Origin of the sequence: uncultured Brachyspira sp. (genome assembly GCF_949287625.1) — a bacterium.
GTDB lineage: Bacteria > Spirochaetota > Brachyspiria > Brachyspirales > Brachyspiraceae > Brachyspira.
Map to the genome: position 1 here is coordinate 1 of NZ_CASEGO010000024.1, position 20,730 is coordinate 20,730.

Genomic DNA, 20,730 nt, shown 5'->3' on the forward strand with positions numbered 1-20,730 from the left:
TGTGCCAACAAAAGAACTGGGGTGTGGGGCAAAGCCCCACAAATATCAAAATTTAAAAAATTTATTTTTTGACAAACTATATTTGTTTAGGTATATACTAAAAATTCTTAAGTTTGTCAATTTTTTTATTCAACTTTTTCCCGCCGCACACCATACTTAACAGTACTTCCTTCGGTCTCAGGCGGACAGCGTCAAAGAACATTATATCCTCGACAAGCTCGGATACGCTTCGCGAAAGTGCAAGTGTAAAAATAATACTAAATAGTACTAATTATGTTTTATATGTAGAATATATTATTAAATTTAGCCTTAAATATATCCTTTCGCTACCAAAGGCACGCAGAGTGGGCACGACTGTGTACTTCGTAGGGCTAGTCCCCACAAATACTAAATTTAAAAATTTATTTCTTGACAAATTATAGTCTTTTAGGTATATAAAGACATTTTATGGTATTTATTTTCAGGCATATGTATTTATTAAAAAATTATTAAAATAGTTTTAAGTGTGTTGAGTTAATATAAAAATACATAATGTATATTTTTTAATAATATCCTTTATAGCAGCATTTAGCATTCTCATATCCATGTCTTAAAATCATATCAAAGTTCTCTTCATTAGGACTTGATAATGTTGTTTTATAATTTTTTACTTTTTGACAATTTTCTTCTGTATCATAACTTTTTATAATTTCTTCTTTTTTGTTTTTATCAAGCGTTGACATACTCAATATTTTTGAAGCATGATTTCCTATTTTTACATATATTCCGTTTTTATTTCTTGATATAAAATCGAAATAACTTCTAGTTCTTAAAGCATCTACCTGACTCATAGAAATATCTAAAAGTCTTTTTGTATTAATTTTTCCTACAGCATACCTATCATTAAAACTTGAAGCATTGGCAACAACAGCAAAATTAATATTATCTTTAAACTCACCTCCATTGTTCATTTTATATATAGCTTCAAGTCCTAAATTATCATAAACTCCGCCGTCCCATAAATGTATATATCTTGGGATATTTTTGATATCTTTGCCTTCATTATCTATCCATTTTTTATTTTCTGTACTAAATTTCTGCATTCCTACTAATATTGGGAAAGCAGCAGAAAAAGCGGCAGCCATTGATATATCATAGTCTAAATCTTCAGTATATCCCAATTCATAGTCTCCTATATGTTTTTGTGAGAAAGAAAATCTTTTTCCTGTTTCTACAGTTGTTGTATTTATAGACCATCTTGGAATTTTTAACAAGTCGGAAATTTTGCCGTTCATATTCCAATATTTTTTCATATTATCTGAAATTATTTCTGGTCTTTGAAATATCTTTGATGGATGAAAAATCAAAGAAAAAATAGATGTTTTTTCTATATCTTTTTTCATAACAGCATTTTTTATTTTTTGTAATACTTCATTATATTCTTTGCTTTTTGGGAATTTATTATTATTAAAAGAATATACCAAAGCTATTGATATGCTGGCACCTGATACAGTTGATATATGTTCTATATTTTCTAATGCATTTTCTTCTGAAAGCCATTTTAATACACCCAAATGAAATATAGCAGCTCTTATTCCGCCTCCTGATAAGGCTAAACCTATTTTTTTATCATTTAAAGCCATAAAATTACTCCTGAAATTATTATATTTTCGATTTTATATTTTTTACCCTTTCTTCATCAGTATATTTTACACTAAACTCTGAAGCTCTTAAAGCTGTACCCATAAATACATTTTCATTTCTGTATTCCATTAAACTATTAACTGTTTTGTTTGCTGTCATATGATATTCATTAGCTTTTATAGTGTCTTTTATATATTCGATATTTCTTTCATTTATTCCGCTTCCGGGCATTATTATTATTTTATCATTATATTTTGAAACTAATTCTTTTAATTTTATTATGCCGTTCATAACATTAGCCTCTCCTCCAGAAGTAAGTATTCTCTCAAAACCAAGAGATATTATATCTTCACAGGCTTTATTTAAATCACAGCTTACATCTACTGCCCTATGAAAAGTAGCTTTACTGCTTCCCCATAAATCTAATAGTTCATTGCATCTTTCTTTATCAACTTTTCCTTCTTTTGTAAGTATACCGAATACTATGCCGTCAATTTTTAATTCTTTCATAAGTTTTATTTCTCTTTTCATTATTTCAAACTCTGTATCATCATAGCAGAAATCTCCGCCCCTAGGACGCACCATTGCATATATTGGTATATTCACTTTTTCTCTTGCTAATTCTAAAACACCATAACTAGGAGTTGTGCCTCCCTCAAACATATTTCCGCAAAGTTCAAGTCTGTCAGCTCCGCCTTTTCCAGCATTTATACAGGACTCTGCAGAATCAACGCATATTTCTATTTTTATATTTTTATACATGTCTATACCTCTTTTCTGACTATTAAAATTATAATAGAAATTTGCTAATTGTCAAAATAATGTCCCCCATATTTATTTAATAATAAGTACTAGGTTTATGAGAAAAATATTTGTAATGCTGCTTTTGCTGACACTGCCAATATAACAAAGCATTTATTTTTTACTCTTGAAGGCACTATTAACAAATATCCTATTACAATAAATATACATATTCAAAATCCTGATAATATTACTAGAAATAATATGTTTAACTACTAACTTATTTTATAATAAAATATACGATAGTCTTAAACTTTACTTTTATAGTTATTTTTTGTATAATAATATTATGAAAGAGTTAGATAGATTAAAACATATATTAAATGAGCCTGTTACAGTTAATAATTTAAATAGAATTAATGATTATTTTATACGCTATTTATTTTCGCATGCGGGAAATGAACATATAGCTTTAAACTTTATTAATGCAGTATTTAAAGATTTAAACTTTGAAACTTTCAAGAAAATAGAAATATTAAATCCTTTTAATATTGCAGAAAACTATGACGAGAAAGAATCAATAGTTGATATAAAAGCAACAACAGAAACAGGAATAATTGTTTTAATAGAAATACAGTCAAGAGGAAATGAAGATTTTATAAAAAGAGCTTTATACTATTGGGCTTATAATTATAGTTCTAGTTTAAATAGAGGTTCTTTTTATGATGAATTAAGACCAACTGTAAGCATAAATATCACCAATTTTATATTAACTGATGAAGATAAAGTGCATAGCTGCTATGTATTAAAAGAATTAAATAATAATAAGATTCTAACTGATCATTGTCAATTACATTTCCTAGAGCTTCCAAAATTTAATTCAAAAAATATTGATGAAATAGAAGACTTTCATAAAGAGTTTATTTCTTGGGTAAAATTTTTTAAGGGGGAAAACATGTCTATTCTAATGAAAGAAAATACAATATTTGAAGAAGTAGAAAAAAAATGCCGAACTTTTGTTAATGATAGTCCAGTAATGGATAAATATAAAAAACGCGAAGTAGATACTTATTTTTTTAATAAGAGTATAGAATTAGATATGAAGAAAGCTAAAGAAGAAGGTATAAAAGAAGGTATAGAGAAAGGTATAGAGAAAGGTATAGAGAAAGGTATAGAGAAAGGTATAGAACAAGGTATAGAACAAGGTATAGAACAAGGTAAAAAAGAACAGCAAAGATCTATAGCTAAAAGTTTCAAAAATGCAGGCATAGACATAAAAATTATAAGTGAAAATACAGGATTAAGTATAGAAGAAATAAAAAACTTGTGAACGTATAGTAAATTTATTTACTAGACACAATTAGCGGGCAAGTTTTTTATTTCTAAATAATAATAAAAAATCTGCGGGTGTCTGATATTTATAATAGTAGTTTTTTATAATTAAATAATTTTTTCTAAATCAATAACTTTTAAATAAAGAAGGGCTTTTATATAAAAAACAATATATAAAAGATCTTAATTTTTTTTATTACTTTTTAAGAAGTTCGCCTACTATATCATCAAGCTCTTCAGGCTTTACTCTAGGATCATAGCGTCCTACTATATTTCCTTGTCTGTCTATCAAGAACTTACCGAAGTTCCATCTTATTTTTTCAACGCCTTCTTCTGTTGGTTTTTCTGCTTTCAAATAAACAAATAAAGGATCAGCATTTTTACTATTAACTTTTACTTTATCAAATAGTTTGAAAGTAATACCGAACTTTTCTTTTCTAAACTCGGCAATCTCTTCTATAGGTTCTTTTGCCTGACCTCCGAATTGATTGCAAGGGAAGTCTAATATTTCAAAACCTTCTTTTTTGTATTTTTTATATAAATCTTGCAATGCAGGGTATTGTTTTGTAAATCCGCATTTTGTTGCAGTATTGACTATTAATAAAACTTTGCCTTCATATTTTTTTAATTTAACGTCTTTTCCTTCAGCATCTTTTACTGTGTAATCATATATACTCATAATTCCTCCGTATTTTATAAGTATTAATTTATATTATAAAATTATAAATTAGTTTTCCTATATATGTAAATAAAAAGGCATACCCTATATAAGAATATGCCTTGAAATTACTCTAGTTTATAAATTATAAAAGAGCTTTAGCAGCATTTAAAGCAGCATCATAATCTGGTTCATTAGTGATTTCTGGAACATATTGTACATATTTAACAACATTGTCTTTGTCAAGTACAAATACAGCACGAGTTAAAAGCTGTAATTCTTTTAATAAAGTACCGAATTTTCTTCCGAAATCTTTTTGATTGTAGTCAGAAGCTACGATATGAGAAGAAACATTAGCAGCACCGCACCATCTAGCTTGAGCAAATGGTAAGTCAACAGAAATTGTTACAACTGTTACTCCTTTAAGATTAGCAGCTTCTTTGTTGAATCTTCTAGTTTGTACATCGCATACTGGGGTATCTAAAGATGGTACAGATGAAATGATTTTTACTGTATCACCAGCATCTTTTAAAGACCATGGGCTTAAATCTGTTTTTACTACTGTAAAGTCTAATGCTTTTGCTCCAACTGATAATTGAGCACCTTCTAAAGTTTGTGTAGCACCTTGAAATGTAACTGTCATTTTTTACTCCTTCTATTATTAATTTATCTTTGATAATAAAAATCAAATATAATCTTTTATTATTTAAGAAAATATATAATTATTAAAAAAAAGTCAATAATAAAAATGAATAATTTTATTTTTTAGGTATTTCTAAGAGTTTTAGCCTAATTAAAAACTCTTTATTATATTTTATATTAATTTTTATATCTTTTTTTGTGATAGGGTGAACAAAATTAATCTCTTTTGCTATCAATGCAAAGCCTTTCATTTTATAAATATCAGCATTTTTTGAGTATATTTTATCGCCTATTATTGGGTGTCCTATATAAGAAAGATGTACGCGTATCTGATGAGTTCTGCCTGTTACTGGTTTAAGTTCAAGTAAAGTATGTTCATTAAGTTTTTTTAATACTTTATAATAAGTTACAGCACTCTCTCCGCCTTCTTTTATTGAGAGCGGTATTCTTTTATTAGGATTTTTTTTGTCAATTCCTATGGATATATCTATAACTCCGCTATTATTTTTTAAATATCCTTCTGCTATAGCATGATAAACTTTATTAATAGTTTTGTTTTTAAAAGATTCTTCAAAGTATTTTTTTGTATTTTCGTCTCTTGCAAGTATTACTATCCCAGAAGTAAATTTATCTATTCTATGAACTAAATACAGATTATTAATATGATCATGTTCTTCTTTTATTTTTTTTATTAAATTATCGTCAACTTCTATTCCAGCCTCTTTATTGACAGCAATAAAATAATCATCTTCATAAATAATATTCATATTTGTTTCGCTTATAGTTTGTTTATTATAATTTATTTATTATTAATGATATTCTAGTAAAGAAGTAATTAACATTTCTCAAACTCTCCATAAGAAGAAATATTAATTTTTCTTTTTTTTCTCTTTCGCCTCTTTCGCACATTATAATAGTAGTAGATAATATAGTTTTTAATATGCTTGCTTTATTTTGGTATTCTTTTATCGTATTTATAGTTTTGTCATATATACTGTCTATATTTTCTAAATTTATATTATTGTATGTATCTGTGAGAATATTTCTAAACTCTTCTAATGTATTTTTTAATTTTTCATATGCTTTTTTTATATTTTCATTACTATCTTTTTTATATATATTATTAGCTATATTCAATGCTTTTTGTCTTAAATTATTTTCAGAGAAATCATTTATATTACCTTCTTCTATAGATTCTATTTTTACCGCTTCTTTGGTAATTCTTTTTATTTTCATTTTTTTATATTTATTTTTAAACTCATTAAAATATTCTATTTGGCTTTCAAATACAAATTCAGTAGGAGGATAATTATCTATATTGGTATTATTTTTTATTGTATTAAAATAGTATGATTCATAAGTTTTTAATTTATTTGTTTTACTTACCATATATTCATAAGATAAGGCATGTTTAATATGTCTTTCATAAAAAGGATAGCTGTTGTCAAAACCTATTAAAAGCACTTCATCTAAACCTATATAGTATGCAAAATCTATCATAGCAGTAGCTACAGTATTTGAAGCCTTAAGAGATGATAATTTAGTAAAGTTTTGTATGTATTCTATAAGTCCTAAATTTTCTATAGAAGTAAATCTTATAAAATTAGTATTATTATATGTATTTTTAGCTATAATTTTATTGCAGGACATATCCATAACTAAATATGGAAAAGATGACTTTTCATAAACAAAATCAAGAGAATTAAAAAAACCTCCGTCAACAGTAATAACAAAATCTGGTATTATACTATGTTTACATAATACACTATAGCTTGTATCAACACATATTATAAATAGATTTTCTCTATTATCTTTTATATATTGTATGCTATGTTTTAATGTGGGACCAGGGCATATTAATAATGCTTTTAACCCTTTAAATAAATCTTTAAATATTGAAATGTCTGCTGAATCTTTTATATATTCGCTATTGAATATAATATTTTTTGTCCATATATTTTCAAAATACATGTTGGTAAATATATTAGATACTTCTTTTTCCATCATATTAAGTATTTGAGTATATAGGGTATTAGCATTATCTTTTTCTTCTTTTGTTAGAGAAGGCAGAATTACGAGATTAACACCATTTATATTTTTATAGTCTATAAGCTCATTAATATAATTTATAGAATCATCTTTATGAATAAAAAATATATTTTCATTTTCAGGGCTGTATATATTGTAGTATGAATATTTAAATAATACGGTATCTTCAACTACTGCAATAATTTTTAAAGTTTTGATAGTATTTTTATTGAAATAGTTATCAATATTTTCCATTAAGTATTTTAATATATATCCCAATCCGTAACCATACATTATTAGAAGATTTTTATTTTTATTTATATTTTCCAAAGCTCTTTTGCATTCATTATTAATATTATATTTACTATGTACGGCTCTTAAATTTTTTGATGCTGTTATAATTCCGTCTTTATTTTTCTCTATCTTGTATGAAGAGTCTGGTTCGCTTGATTGTTCCTGTATTAAAGTATGTAATTTTAAAGATATATTCATTATATCTATGATAACAAAAAAAATATAAAAATCAAATACATAATAATTTTTTTCTTTTTTTACAAAAAATTATTGACATTATTCATAATTTTTATAAATTTACTATGATTAAATGTTTAGGGGTATATGATTATGAGCAGTTCGCCATTAGGGATTAATACTAAAACAGGCAAGTCCTATAAAGTTATGGTTATAGATGATTCCAGCACAATACGCATAGCAGAGAAGAAAATTTTATTATCAGAACAGTTTGAAGTAACAATGGAATCAGATGGAGCAATGGATGCATTAAATAAATTGAGAGACGCAGCAGAAAAACCAGATATAATAATGATAGATTTTGAAATGCCGCAGATGAATGGAATAGATTTACTTAAAAGAATAAGGGCTTTAAATATAGATTCCAAAATAATTGTAGTAACATCTTATTCAAATAAAGGTGTATTGATGGAGTTTTTAAAACTCAAAGTAGAGGGATATGTAGTAAAGCCTATACAGCGTCAGACAGTTATCGAGCATTTAGCTAAAGTACTAGGAAGAGAAGATTATATAAAATAATTTCTTTTTATAATACATTTTGAACTAATTTTTCTATAATTTAATAATTTTCTTCTATTATTATGGTTTGATTTTTATGTATTAAAATGGTATAATATACGATATTTTTTTAAGGATAGTAATATATGGCAGTAAAAAAAAATAAAACTGATAATTCTGAAGAAAGACAATATTCCACACTGACAAAAGATATATTAAAAAGAGTAGATCATATTTCAATAGAAAATGAGCTAAGGGAATCTTATTTAACTTATGCCATGAGTGTTATAGTGTCCAGAGCATTGCCTGATGTAAGAGACGGATTAAAACCTGTACATAGAAGAATACTATATGCTATGTATGACGCTAATCTTACACATGACAAACCATATAAGAAGTCGGCAGCCACAGTCGGAGAAGTTTTGGCACGCTATCACCCGCATGGAGATGCTGCAGTTTACGGCACTATGGTAAGAATGGCACAGGATTTTTCTATGCGTTATTTACTTGTAGACGGACAGGGTAACTTCGGTTCTATAGATGATGACCCGCCTGCTGCTATGCGTTATACTGAAGCGAGAATGACGCGTTTTGCAGAAGAAATGCTCAATGATATAGAAAAAGAAACTGTTAAATTTGTTCCGAACTTTGATGATTCCAGAACCGAGCCTTCTGTACTTCCAGCTACAGTTCCTCAGCTCCTTGTAAACGGAAGTATGGGTATTGCTATTGGTATGGCTACCAATATGCCTACTCATAATTTAAGAGAAGTAGTTAATGCTGTTGTTTATTATATAGATCATCAGGACGCTGAAATTAAAGATCTCATGCGTTATATACAAGGTCCTGATTTCCCAACTGCTGGTATTATATATGGTAAAGAGGGTATTAAAGAGGCTTATACTACTGGTAAGGGAAGAATTAAATTAAGAGCAAGACTTGAAATAGAAGAGACTAAAAAAGACAGAGAGGCTATAGTAGTTAAAGAGCTTCCTTACGGAGTTGTAAAAACTACTCTTCATGAAAAAATAGCTGAGTTAGTAAAACAAGGTAAAATTGAAGGTGTTGCAGATATTAGAGATGAATCAAGCAACAGAGCTGGTATTCGTCTTATAATAGAGCTTAAAAAAGGCGTTGCTACTCAGATAGTATTAAATCAGTTATTTAAGCATACTGATTTGGAAACTACTTTCGGTATAATTAATCTTGCTTTAGTTAATGGCGAGCCTAAAGTTCTAAACTTAAAAGAACTTATAAAATATTTTGTTGATCATAGAGTTGAAGTTATTACTAAAAGAACAGAATATGATTTAAATCAGGCTAGGGCTAAAGCTCATATATTAGAAGGTTTGCTCATAGCACAGGCTAATATTGAAGAGGTTATAAGAATAATAAGAGAAAGTGAAAATACCGATGCTGCAAGAACAACTCTTATGAACAGATTCAAACTTTCAGAAAAACAGGCTCAGGCTATACTTGACATGCCTCTTAAAAGATTAACTGCTTTAGAAAAATTAAAAATAGAGCAGGAATTGCAGCAGTTAAGAGAGTTTATAGCTTACTGTGAGGACTTACTTGCACACCCAGAAAAAATACTTGCAGTTATTAAAGATGAGCTTAAAAAAATAGCAGAAAAATACGGCGATGACAGAAGAAGCGAAATAATAGGAAAAACTAATGATACAGAGATAGATGAAGAAGATTTGATACATGATGAGGATGTTGCAGTATCTATCACTACTCAGGGCTTTATAAAAAGAGTACCTGCTTCAAGCTATCGTACTCAGGGCAGAGGCGGCGTAGGTGTTCAGGGCGGTAAATCACAGGGTGAGCATTATATAGAGCATTTATTTGTTGCTTCTACTAAAGATTATTTATTTATATTTACAGACAGAGGCAAGGCTTTCTGGATGAAAGTTCATGAAATACCTGCTTTAACTAAAATTTCTCAGGGAAAAAGCATTAAATTTATTCTTAATTTGGCACCAGAAGAGAAAATAACAAGTTACTTTACAGTATCCGAGTTTGACCCTAAACAGTCTATTATTATGGTTACAAAAATGGGTACTATAAAGAAAATGGAATTAAAACATCTTGAAAATGCTAAAAAAAGAGGAATACTAGCTTTAACATTAGAAAATAATGATGAGCTTGTGGCTGTTTCTGCTGTTCAGAGTGGAGATGACTTTATTATGACTACAGCTACTGGTCTTGCTTTGAGAATAACTGAAGAGAAAATCAGAAAGATGGGAAGAGCAGCTGCTGGTGTTAAAGGTATTTCTTTAGATGATGATGACATTTGTGTATCTGGAAATGCTATACATAAAGGCGAATCATTAATAGTTATTACAGAAAATGGTATAGGTAAAAGACTTTCTTCTAAACAGTTTAATGTTAAAGGAAGAGGCGGTAAGGGACAGATTTATATTAAACCAGATAATAAAACTGGTAAGGTTGTAAGCGTAAAAACAGTAGGCGATAAAGATGAGATAATGGTTGTTACTACTGATGATATGACTATAAAAATAAAGGCTGATTCTATACCAGAGCTTGGAAGAAATGCTAAGGGTGTAAAAATCGTTAATATTTCTGACGGAGCTAAGGTTAGCGATTTGGCTGTTGTATCTTGTGATAATGAGGAGAAAAAGTAAGTAAGGTAAAGCCTGTATTCATATAAGAATGCAGGCTTTTTTATTAAAAAAATTAATTATTTTTTATAAAGTTTTGTTATATTAAAAATATAAAAGACATATTGTTTAGAAATATTTGAAATAAGAGTTGTTTTATTTTTTAATCTTCAATTTTATTATTATATTTTTTCTGTATATTAGCAGAAAAATTACTTATTAAAAACATAAAAATATAGATAATGTAATATAATATTAGAGGTTGTATTATGGATAGAAAATTAGAATTACCTTATAAGGCGGAAATATTTATAAAGAGTAAATTTCTTAAAGCAGAAATAGTAGAATTAGAAAAAACTGATAATATTTTTAAAGTAGAACTGGATAATGAAATCTTTATTACATTTGATGAAAATGGTAATTGGCTTTCTATAAACAGTGAAAAAAGACTTCCAGAGCATATTATTCCAGAAGTTGTAAAAGAAAAAATTGATAAATTAAAAAGATTAGAAATAGAGTATAAAAATGAAAATTTAGATATTAATGAAATAAGAAGAATCATTAATTCATATAGGGTAATACTAGATCATTATTTAGAGATGCATATATACAGCAGATAATCTTATTTTAAGCATCTTACAATTTTACCATTAGACATTTCATAAACATTATTTGCATAAGCCGCAATATTATGGGCATGAGTAACCATAATGATACTTGTTCCCTGTTTGTTTATTGTTGTAAGTATTTCCATTAATGTTTTTGTAGTAGCAGGATCCAAGTCGCTTGTAGGCTCATCGGCTATTAGACATTTACACCCGTAAGCTAATGCTCTTAATATAGCAACCTTTTTCATTTCGCCGCCTGATAAATTAGTAGCTTTAGAGTTCATCTTATCTTTGAGAGAAAATAGTTCTATATTTTCTTTTGTCTGCTTAATTTTCTCTTCAGTAATTTTATGTTTAAAAGCTAAAGGCATTAATATATTATCTATAACACTTATAGTTGGTATAATAACAGGATATTGAAATATATATGAAAAATATTCTCTTCTAAAGCTGGCAAGCACATCTTCAGAAGCACCGTTTAATTTGAAAGAGTCATAATATATAGTTCCGCTTGTAGGTTTGAGTATAGCACCTATAATGCTTAGTAATGTACTTTTGCCGCTTCCAGTATGTCCTACAAAGCTGATAAAATCTCCCTGATTGATATCTAAACTAATATCTTCGCATGCATTAAATTGCGTAACCCCCAAAGGAAAAACTTTTGATATACTGATTATTTTTATGTTCATAGTGTTCCTCTTAAATCCTCATAAGGATCTTTATGCAAAAGTATTGAATTTGATATAAATGCTCCTATCATAAAGGCTATTATTAAAACAGCATTGGCTAAAAGCATCATATATGCTCCGTTAATAACATCAGCAAATTCTATTAAAGTTAATATATAAGAACTGTATCTTAAATATAAAATTCCTACTTCTATTATACATATTCCAAATGAAATAATAGGATATAAAAAACTTATAAGCATTGCTAATTTTTTTATGGCTAATTTAGTAGCTCCGAATATACGCAAAGTAGAAAACATTCTGCTGTTTTTTGAGAATATATAAGAACTTGTTATTGCCGAATAAAGCACTCCTACAATAAATATTCCTATAAATAATGAGTATATAGAAAACTCTCTAAAAAAAGGTATATTCTCATTTAATAAAATCTCATATTTCCATACCAAACTAAATATTGAAGTTATAGTCATAATTTGTGATAATGAAATAAATATCACTATAGAAAAAACCATACTTCCTTTAATAAGTTTGGAAGCGTATCCAATAGTAGAATTATACACGGCAAACCTTCTATTTATAATAATATTATTTAAACTATTTACAAATACCTTTGTAAAATATTATACACTATGCTATATATAGTATCGATATTATTATATATTACTTAAATAATAATTTTTTATTATTTATATCAATATTTTTTAAGTATGCATATTGTTCTTTTTAGAATAAGTGCTATTGAGTTTTGTGAATAAATACATTTTTGCAGTTGTTTTTAAAGTACTTATATAATATTTTATATGTTATAAATTACATTTTTAATACGGATGCATTCTTTTACTTAGTATGATTTTTTTGGGCAAAAGACTGAAAACCAGACTGACATTACATAATAACTTTTAATGCTATTTATTTCAAAGATATGCAAATATTTTTTATTAAAAAATTAATTTTTGACAAATTGTAGTTGTTTAGGTATATTAATATTATAATTGTATCAAGTTTTTTAAGGAACTGCAAAAATGCATAAACAAAAAATTATAAAAGCTGATAAGAAAGCTAAAAAAATATTATTCAATTATTTTTGGAAAGACGGCTGGATTGATGATAGAAAACAAAAAATAAATGATAATGATTTTTTATACGCTAAAGAAAAAGGGCTGATGTTTGATTTTTCTGATGAAATTATTAAACATGATGACATTATAAAAAATATACCAGATATTGTAAAAGAAATAGATTTTAATAATACGGTTAAAGCATTTTTATGCAGTTTATCAACTAGAGCATTACATTTAAGAAGTTTTATATCAAGCTATTATTTAGCTGAAAAAATAATTGAACATCATTTTATAGCTGAAAACGCATACTGTGATGAATGCTTTAAATATTATATTTTGGGTGATGACTTTTATTTGAAATATAGAAATGTGTATAACTTTGAAAAGTTTAAATGGGGCGGGGTAAGACTTTCAAATTTATCATATATCTACTTTGATTTATTAGAGTTTAGTAAAATTAACTTTGATGAATGCTATTTAAATCCTTCAAAAGAGGATATAGAAATTTTTAATAATATATTAAAGCAAATTGATTCATATAATAATAAAAATGATTCTGTAAATAAAATGGAAAAAACATTAAAAGATATATTTCCTTCATCAAAATATCAAAGAATAATACTTCTTGAAATATTATCATATTTAGATATTTTAGAGGCTAAAGAAGAGAGAGAATACAGAAATACAGAATTATCAGAGAAATTGATGCATTGGAGAGGAGGGGATTCCTATAATAAAAAGAATGCTTTGAAGATTTTTAAAGAATATATTTTTATTTAGATTTATAAAATTAATGTTTAAATAAAAAATAGCTGTCTTCAATTTTATATTATCATTTTTATATATTGAAAACAGCTATTTTTCGTAATTCAGTATTTATCAATATTTATTAGAATAATCCGCTTATTTTTCCGTTTTCATCTATATCTATATTGCATGCAGCTGGTATTTTAGGAAGACCTGGCATATCTATAATACCTCCAGCCATAGCAATAATAAATCCTGCACCTGAAGCAAGTTTTACTTCATCAATATTTAGAGTATATCCTTTAGGAGCATTAAGAAGTGCTGGATTATCGGATATTGATTTTTGAGTTTTTGACATACATATAGGCAGATTTCCAAATCCTATACTCTCTATTTTTTTTATCATCTTATTTGCTTTTGCTGAGAATTTAATGTCGCCTGCACCATATATTTCTTTGCATATAAGTTCAATTTTTTCTTTTATGCTTTTTTCTAAATCATATAAAGGTTTATAATTAGATTCTTCAGAAGCAGCTTTTACAACTTTTTGAGCCAAATCTTTTCCGCCTTCTCCTCCTTTTTCCCATACCTCGCAGAGTGATATTTCAGCACCCATATCTTGGCAGTGTTTTGTTATGCATTCTATTTCTTTTTGAGTATCGGAAGAGAATTTATTAATAGCAACAACAACTGGAACATTGTACTTTCTCATGTTTTCTATATGCTTATCCAAATTTTCAAAACCTTTATTTAAAGCATTCAAATCTTCTTTATTAAGCTCCAAAGCTCCTCCATGATGTTTTAATGCCCTTATAGTGGCAACCAAAACTATGCAGTTTGGTTTTAAATCAGCAGCACGGCATTTAATATCAAGAAACTTTTCAGCTCCCAAATCAGCAGCAAATCCAGCCTCTGTAATAGTATAATCAGAAAGTTTTAAAGCTAATTTTGTAGCTAGTATAGAATTACATCCATGTGCAATATTAGCAAAAGGTCCTCCATGAACTATAGCAGGAGTGTTTTCTAATGTCTGTACCAAATTAGGTTTTATAGCGTCTTTAAGCAAAGCACAAGCAGCACCCTCTACTTTCAAATCTTTTACTTTGAGAGGATTATCATTAATATCATAGGCAAATACGATATTTCCTATTCTCTCTTTCAAATCCATTAAAGAGTTTGAAAGACAAAGTATAGCCATAATTTCAGAAGCGACAGTTATTTGAAATGATGACTGTCTAGTAACTCCGTTCTCACTTCCTCCTAGCCCTATAACTATATCTCGTAATGCTCTGTCATTCATATCAACAACTCTTTTAAATACTATTTTATTTGTATCTATTTTTAATTCATTACCCTGTTTAATATGATTATCAATACATGCTGATATTAGATTATGAGCAGAACCTATAGCATGAAAGTCTCCGTTGAAGTGTAAATTAATATCTTCCATAGGAACTATTTGAGCATATCCGCCTCCGCATGCTCCGCCTTTTATTCCAAATACAGGACCTAAAGACGGTTCTCTTAAAGCAGCTACGGCATTTTTACCTATTTTATTTAAGCCCTGTGTTAAGCCTATTGTAACAGTAGATTTTCCTTCTCCTGCAGGGGTTGGAGTGATAGCGGTTACCAAAACTAATTTTCCATTTTTTTTGTCTTTTAATTTATTTAATAATGATAATTCTATTTTAGCCTTATACTTACCGTATGCTTCATAATCATCATCTGTGAGATTAAGCATTTTAGCTATTTCGTCTATTCTTTTTAATTTACATTCTTGTGCTATTTCTATATCTGTTTTCATAATGTCTCCAATAATTATTTGTAATATTTTATAATATTTATTAGTGGTTTTAATAAAAGAAATATACAGCATTTTTTAATTATTTGATAGTATTTTTTTCATTAATTGCTTTAAAAAATAGTATTGAATTTTGTATAATTATTATTATAATTCTTTAAAAGAGGTTTAGATATATTTATAAAATTACTCTTTCAATATATTAATTTAAAATAAAGGATTTGTTTAATGGATAAAGTTAATATTAGTCTTATAGGTGTAGGGAGAATGGGGCAGTTTCATTTAAATGTTATAAGCCAAATAAATCATATAAATTTGTCTGGAATATACGATGCCGATGAGAATCATCTTAATGAAATATCTCAAAAATATAATATAAAAAAATTTAATAGTGTCGATGAAGCCATAGATAATGCAGATGCAGTAATAATAGCAAGCCCTACAACTTTTCATTTTGAAATAGCTAAAAAGGCTGTGGAAAAAGGAAAACATGTTTTGGTAGAAAAACCTATGACTGAAACTTATGCTCAGGCTTTGGAATTGGAAGAGATTGTAAAGCAAAAAAATGTTATACTTCAAGTAGGGCATGTGGAAAGATTTAACGGTGCTGTTCAGGAACTTCATCATATAATAGAAAAACCTTATTTAATAGAAGCCAGAAGATTAGCTCCTTTTACTCCGCGTATTACAGATGTAGGTGTTGTATTTGATATAATGATTCATGATTTAGATATTGTAACTTCATTAGTAAAAAAGCCTGTTATAAGATTTTCTGCAAGCGGAAAGAGAATAAGAACAAAAAATGAAGATATAGCAAGTGCATTATTAGAGTTTGAAGATGAGACTATAGCTACAATAAGTGCAAGCAGAGTAACTCAGGAAAAAATCAGAACATTGGCTATAAGTACAGAAGAAGCATACTTTTTATTGGATTATGCTACTCAGGATATAACAATACATAGACAGGCAGCAAGTCAAAGCAATATAAAAACTTCTATAGGTATAAATTATAAACAGGAATCCATTATAGAAAGAGTATTTATTCATAGAGATAATCCTTTAAAATTGGAAGATGAACATTTTGCAAATTGTATATTAGGCAAGGATAAAAGATTTGTTTCTATAGAAGATGATGTTAATACTATAAAATTGACAGAATCTATTTTAAAAGAGATAAAAAAGACTTGGTAATTATTTTTTGTTTATTATAGCAGGAAGTGTTATATGTTTATTTCATATTCCCGCTTTTTATGAACTTCAATTTTTTATTAAATTTTTCAAACTAAATAATTTATTTATTAACTAAATATTAGAGTGATTATCAGTTTTTCCTACAGCAAAAGCACAATTAAACTTGTGTCAAAAGTACTTGACAAGATTAACTATAAAATTATTTAATTTGAAAATTATTAGATATAATGTTTTATATATTGTATAACTTATTATTTTAGTATACGAATATACATTCCTTTTTGATTATTTGCGTCATATAGTACCAACTAAAATTATTTTTGAAATGAGTATATAGTAAAAATTTTTAAGTTTGTCAATAATTAGTTTTTATATTTTTATTATTCTTCGGGGACTAGCCCTGCGAAGCACACAGTCGTGCCGAACCACCACTTCTTTTGCCAAATAGGCACCTACTCGGTGGTGACCCAAAGAAGCAGGCACAGCCCGCTGTCACGAAGGACTGCATTTTTTAACTAAAATATAGTTATTATAATACATTTTAAACTTATTTTGTTAATAACTAATAATACTTTATACTATTTATAACTTATAATTACATTTATCAATAACTCAAAATTGACAAATCATATTTGTTTAGGTATATACTGAAAATTTTTAAATTTATATACTTTTAACTATATGTATAATATTTTTTTATTACTTAAATAATATCATCAAATAAACTAAAACAATTTTTCATATATTACTTGTGTAAATTTCTGTAATAAGAAACTAAATTATCATAAGGATAAAGCCTAAAAGAATCATTATAAACATTCTCTAATAAATTTTTTATTAAATTTAGTTTATCTTTAAAACTTTTATTTTTATCTCTTATCTTATTAAATTCAAGGAAAAATGATTTTCTTACTATCTTCATAAAAATACTTATTCTTATCATCTCATCAAAAAATTGTCCGTTTGGAACTTTTAATTTTTTTATTATGATAAAGAAAATAGATAAAAAATAAAGAACAGATACTATTCTAATAAAATAAACAATAGTGAAATTTACACCAACTTTATCAAGATAAATACCAAAAATAGTATAGTACTCACCTCTTGAGTTTAATGCCTGAATGATAAATATTGCAAGAAAATAAGGAATTAAATAAAGCAGCTTTTTTATAGTTTTATAAAAAGACTTTGTAAATATTATATGAACTATAAAAAGAGCTGCTAAAGTATATATTAAGAAATTAACTTTTATAAAAAATATAGTTATTAATATAAATAAAGCTAAAATAATGGTAAATATATAAAGCATTATTTATTTACGCGTTCAACATAGCTATCATCTCTGGTATCAACTTTAATTTTATCGCCTATATTTATAAATAAAGGTACATTAATCTCAATACCAGTTTCAAGTTTAGCAGGTTTTAATGTAGTACCTGTAGTATCTCCTTTAAATCCAGGTTCTGTATAAGTAACTTCCAATACCACATGTATAGGAAAACGTACTGCTGTAACTTCATCATTAATATATTGCAAATCAACCTCGCTATTATCTAATAAATAATATTTACTGTCTCCTAATATATCAGCACTTACATGAACCTGCTCATAATTATCTAATATCATAAATACATAGCTGTCGCCTTCTTCATAAAGATACTGAGCTTTTTTATATGATAAATCAGCCTCTTCAACACTTTCTGTAGATGAAAAAGTTTTTTCTATCATATTGCCTTTAAGCATATTTTTTAATTTAGTTTTTACATTTGCTTTTCTCTGCTGAGCTCTGTGAAAGTGAGCATCTACAACTAAATAAGTTTCTCCGTCTAAAATTATAGCATCGCCTTTTCTTAAATCATTTACTGGTAACATTAAAACTCCCTAAAAAATTATTTTGTTATTTTTTAATTTATAATCTAATTAAATATATAAAATTATTCGTTTACAGTACCCAATCTGTTTTCAACATATTCTTTATTAAGCTCAAAAACTTTCTTTTCTTTATCATCAGTAGGCATATCATACATAGCATCAAGCATAACACGTTCAAATAAAGCTCTTAAACCTCTTGCTCCTGTATGCTCTTCCATAGTTTTTTTAACTATTACCTTTAATGCCTCATCATCTATTTTTAATTCTATATTGTCATAAGAAAATAATTTTTGATACTGTTTAGTCAAAGCATTTTTAGGCTCTTTGAGTATCTGCAAAAGCTCTTCTTCTTTTAATTCTTCCAAAGTAGCTATCACTGGAAGCCTTCCTATAAGTTCTGGTATAAGTCCGTATTTAACCAAATCTTCTGTAGAAATATTTTTCATTATCTCATCATAATTAAGATTATCCATAGAATTAACTTCAGCAGCAAAACCCAAACCTTTTTTAGAAGTACGTTCAGCAATAGATTTTTCTATATCTATAAAAGCCCCTCCGCATATAAAAAGTATATTAGAAGTATCTATATGCAAATTATCCTGATGAGGGTGTTTTCTTCCGCCATGAGGAGGAACAGTAGCAACAGTACCTTCCACAATTTTTAATAACGCCTGCTGTACACCTTCGCCTGATACATCTCTTGTAATAGAACGGGATTCACTTTTACGTGAAATTTTATCTATTTCATCAATATATATTATACCTTTTTCTGCCAATTTTATATCACCGTCAGCATTCTGTATAAGTCTTAGCAGAATATTTTCAACATCATCACCAACATATCCAGCCTCTGTTACAGTAGTAGCATCAGCAATAGCAAAAGGTACATTTAAAGCCTTAGCTAAAGTACGGGCAAGCAAAGTTTTACCGCTTCCTGTAGGACCTATTAAAAGTACATTAGACTTCTCTATTTCTACATCATTTTTATCTTCTGCACTTTGAGTTATTCTTTTATAATGATTATAAACTGCAACAGATAAAACTTTTTTAGCATAATTCTGTCCTATGACATATTCATCAAGCAAAGATTTTATCTGCTTTGGAGGAAGTATTTTTATTTCATAATCTTTTTCTTTAGATTTTTTCTTTTGAACATTCATGTTAAAATAATCATTTGCTATAGCAGAACAATCAGAACATAAATATCCTTCATTGCCTTCAATATATCGGCTTAATTCTTTTAATTCTCTTCCGCATAGAGAACAAACTTCTTTTTTATCATTACTCTTTTTAGACATATTGCTCCAATTTACTATCAAATATATTACTTTATAATTAAGTTTATATATTCTATATTAAAACAAAACTATTGCAATAAAAAATTTATAAACTTATAAATAAGGGGCTTAAATACGCCCCTTATCATAAACTACAACTATTACTTTAATTAAATGTTAATAATATATTTAAAGATTATCACTCTCTGCTTGAGAAAACCTTATCTATTATACCATATTCTTTAGCTTCATCAGCACTCATAAAATAATCTCTATCCATATCAGCCTCAAGTTTTTTAATATCCTGACCTGTATGATTAGCCATGATATTATTAAGTATGCTTTTCAAGCGTATAGTTTCTTTTAATTGTATTTCCATATCAGTAACCATACCTCTTGAACCGCCTGAAGGCTGGTGAATCATTATTCTTGAATTAGCAGTAGCGAATCTTTTACCTTTAGCTCCGCCTGCAAGAAGCAAAGCACCTGCTGAAGCAGCCTGTCCTACGCATAAAGTAGCAACGTCCGGCTTAACATACTGCATAGTATCATACATACCTAAAGCAGCTGTAACAACACCGCCCGGACTATTTATATATAAAGAAATATCTTTTTCTGGATCGGCAGATTCCAAAAATAAAAGCTGTGCTATAACTATATTAGCAACATCATCATTAATCTCGCCTCCCAAAAATATAATCCTATCTTTTAAAAGTCTGGAGTATATATCGTAAGAACGCTCTCCTCTGCTGGTTTGCTCTATTACATAAGGTATAGTCATATAATTTCTCTCCAAATCCATAT

19 protein-coding genes are annotated in these 20,730 nt (G+C 27.6%); 6 read left to right on the forward strand and 13 right to left on the reverse strand.

Going from position 1 to position 20,730, the window contains the following annotated elements; genetic code table 11:
• Positions 1–542: 542 nt before the first annotated feature.
• Together Q1X91_RS05705 and Q1X91_RS05710 are read right to left on the reverse strand one after the other, a co-directional pair.
• Complete coding sequence (locus tag Q1X91_RS05705) at positions 543–1,622, reverse strand: patatin-like phospholipase family protein (RefSeq protein ID WP_300754297.1); 1,080 nt, start codon at positions 1,620–1,622, stop codon at positions 543–545.
• A gap of 19 nt (positions 1,623–1,641) precedes the next feature.
• On the reverse strand, positions 1,642–2,385 hold the full coding sequence (locus Q1X91_RS05710; protein ID WP_300754300.1) for a copper homeostasis protein CutC: 744 nt from the start codon (positions 2,383–2,385) through the stop codon (positions 1,642–1,644).
• 328 nt (positions 2,386–2,713) lie between these two features.
• On the opposite strand from Q1X91_RS05710, the gene Q1X91_RS05715 reads away from it, so the two are divergent.
• The gene (locus Q1X91_RS05715) at positions 2,714–3,694 is read left to right on the forward strand and encodes an Rpn family recombination-promoting nuclease/putative transposase (protein ID WP_300754302.1); all 981 of its coding nucleotides are present in this window, start codon (positions 2,714–2,716) and stop codon (positions 3,692–3,694) included.
• A gap of 198 nt (positions 3,695–3,892) precedes the next feature.
• Here Q1X91_RS05715 and Q1X91_RS05720 read toward each other — a convergent pair whose 3' ends face one another.
• From Q1X91_RS05720 to Q1X91_RS05735, 4 genes are all read right to left on the reverse strand, one after another.
• Positions 3,893–4,375 (reverse strand): glutathione peroxidase, encoded by a 483-nt coding sequence (locus tag Q1X91_RS05720; protein ID WP_300754305.1) that lies wholly within the window; start codon positions 4,373–4,375, stop codon positions 3,893–3,895.
• 124 nt (positions 4,376–4,499) lie between these two features.
• Entirely contained in the window at positions 4,500–4,997 is a 498-nt protein-coding gene (tpx, locus tag Q1X91_RS05725) for a thiol peroxidase (RefSeq protein WP_300754308.1), read from the reverse strand.
• A 115-nt stretch (positions 4,998–5,112) separates the two neighbouring features.
• Positions 5,113–5,763: an RluA family pseudouridine synthase gene (locus Q1X91_RS05730; protein WP_300754311.1), complete on the reverse strand. Its 651-nt coding sequence runs from the start codon at positions 5,761–5,763 to the stop codon at positions 5,113–5,115.
• 25 nt (positions 5,764–5,788) lie between these two features.
• Positions 5,789–7,516: a 6-hydroxymethylpterin diphosphokinase MptE-like protein gene (locus Q1X91_RS05735; RefSeq protein WP_300754314.1), complete on the reverse strand. Its 1,728-nt coding sequence runs from the start codon at positions 7,514–7,516 to the stop codon at positions 5,789–5,791.
• Between the two features lie 132 nt (positions 7,517–7,648).
• Here Q1X91_RS05735 and Q1X91_RS05740 point away from each other — a divergent pair, with 132 nt between their 5' ends.
• The 3 genes from Q1X91_RS05740 (at position 7,649) to Q1X91_RS05750 (ending at position 11,300) form a co-directional block, all read left to right on the forward strand.
• Entirely contained in the window at positions 7,649–8,074 is a 426-nt protein-coding gene (locus Q1X91_RS05740) for a response regulator (protein WP_300754316.1), read from the forward strand.
• 125 nt (positions 8,075–8,199) lie between these two features.
• Positions 8,200–10,704: a DNA gyrase subunit A gene (gene gyrA / locus Q1X91_RS05745; RefSeq protein ID WP_300754319.1), complete on the forward strand. Its 2,505-nt coding sequence runs from the start codon at positions 8,200–8,202 to the stop codon at positions 10,702–10,704.
• Between the two features lie 245 nt (positions 10,705–10,949).
• Positions 10,950–11,300, forward strand: a complete 351-nt coding sequence (locus Q1X91_RS05750; RefSeq protein ID WP_096735754.1) for a PepSY-like domain-containing protein — start codon at positions 10,950–10,952, stop codon at positions 11,298–11,300.
• A 2-nt stretch (positions 11,301–11,302) separates the two neighbouring features.
• Here Q1X91_RS05750 and Q1X91_RS05755 read toward each other — a convergent pair whose 3' ends face one another.
• Positions 11,303–11,977, reverse strand: coding sequence for an ABC transporter ATP-binding protein (locus tag Q1X91_RS05755; RefSeq protein ID WP_300754323.1), 675 nt, complete (start codon positions 11,975–11,977; stop codon positions 11,303–11,305).
• Positions 11,974–12,537 (reverse strand): hypothetical protein, encoded by a 564-nt coding sequence (locus Q1X91_RS05760; protein ID WP_300754326.1) that lies wholly within the window; start codon positions 12,535–12,537, stop codon positions 11,974–11,976. The genes Q1X91_RS05755 and Q1X91_RS05760 overlap by 4 nt, the downstream gene beginning before the upstream one ends.
• 462 nt (positions 12,538–12,999) lie before the next feature.
• Here Q1X91_RS05760 and Q1X91_RS05765 point away from each other — a divergent pair, with 462 nt between their 5' ends.
• Entirely contained in the window at positions 13,000–13,818 is an 819-nt protein-coding gene (locus Q1X91_RS05765) for a hypothetical protein (protein WP_300754329.1), read from the forward strand.
• Between the two features lie 109 nt (positions 13,819–13,927).
• On the opposite strand, the gene Q1X91_RS05770 is transcribed toward Q1X91_RS05765, so the two are convergent.
• Entirely contained in the window at positions 13,928–15,589 is a 1,662-nt protein-coding gene (locus Q1X91_RS05770) for a formate--tetrahydrofolate ligase (RefSeq protein ID WP_300754332.1), read from the reverse strand.
• A gap of 225 nt (positions 15,590–15,814) precedes the next feature.
• On the opposite strand from Q1X91_RS05770, the gene Q1X91_RS05775 reads away from it, so the two are divergent.
• Positions 15,815–16,777, forward strand: a complete 963-nt coding sequence (locus Q1X91_RS05775) for a Gfo/Idh/MocA family oxidoreductase (RefSeq protein WP_300754335.1) — start codon at positions 15,815–15,817, stop codon at positions 16,775–16,777.
• Positions 16,778–17,522: 745 nt separating this feature from the next.
• On the opposite strand, the gene Q1X91_RS05780 is transcribed toward Q1X91_RS05775, so the two are convergent.
• From Q1X91_RS05780 to clpP, 4 genes are all read right to left on the reverse strand, one after another.
• Positions 17,523–18,086, reverse strand: a complete 564-nt coding sequence (locus Q1X91_RS05780) for a hypothetical protein (RefSeq protein ID WP_300754338.1) — start codon at positions 18,084–18,086, stop codon at positions 17,523–17,525.
• Positions 18,086–18,649: an elongation factor P gene (gene efp / locus Q1X91_RS05785; RefSeq protein ID WP_300754341.1), complete on the reverse strand. Its 564-nt coding sequence runs from the start codon at positions 18,647–18,649 to the stop codon at positions 18,086–18,088. The genes Q1X91_RS05780 and efp overlap by 1 nt, the downstream gene beginning before the upstream one ends.
• A gap of 62 nt (positions 18,650–18,711) precedes the next feature.
• The gene (gene clpX, locus Q1X91_RS05790) at positions 18,712–19,947 is read right to left on the reverse strand and encodes an ATP-dependent Clp protease ATP-binding subunit ClpX (RefSeq protein WP_300754343.1); all 1,236 of its coding nucleotides are present in this window, start codon (positions 19,945–19,947) and stop codon (positions 18,712–18,714) included.
• 178 nt (positions 19,948–20,125) lie between these two features.
• Positions 20,126–20,728, reverse strand: a complete 603-nt coding sequence (gene clpP / locus Q1X91_RS05795; RefSeq protein WP_020004237.1) for an ATP-dependent Clp endopeptidase proteolytic subunit ClpP — start codon at positions 20,726–20,728, stop codon at positions 20,126–20,128.
• Positions 20,729–20,730: the final 2 nt, after the last annotated feature.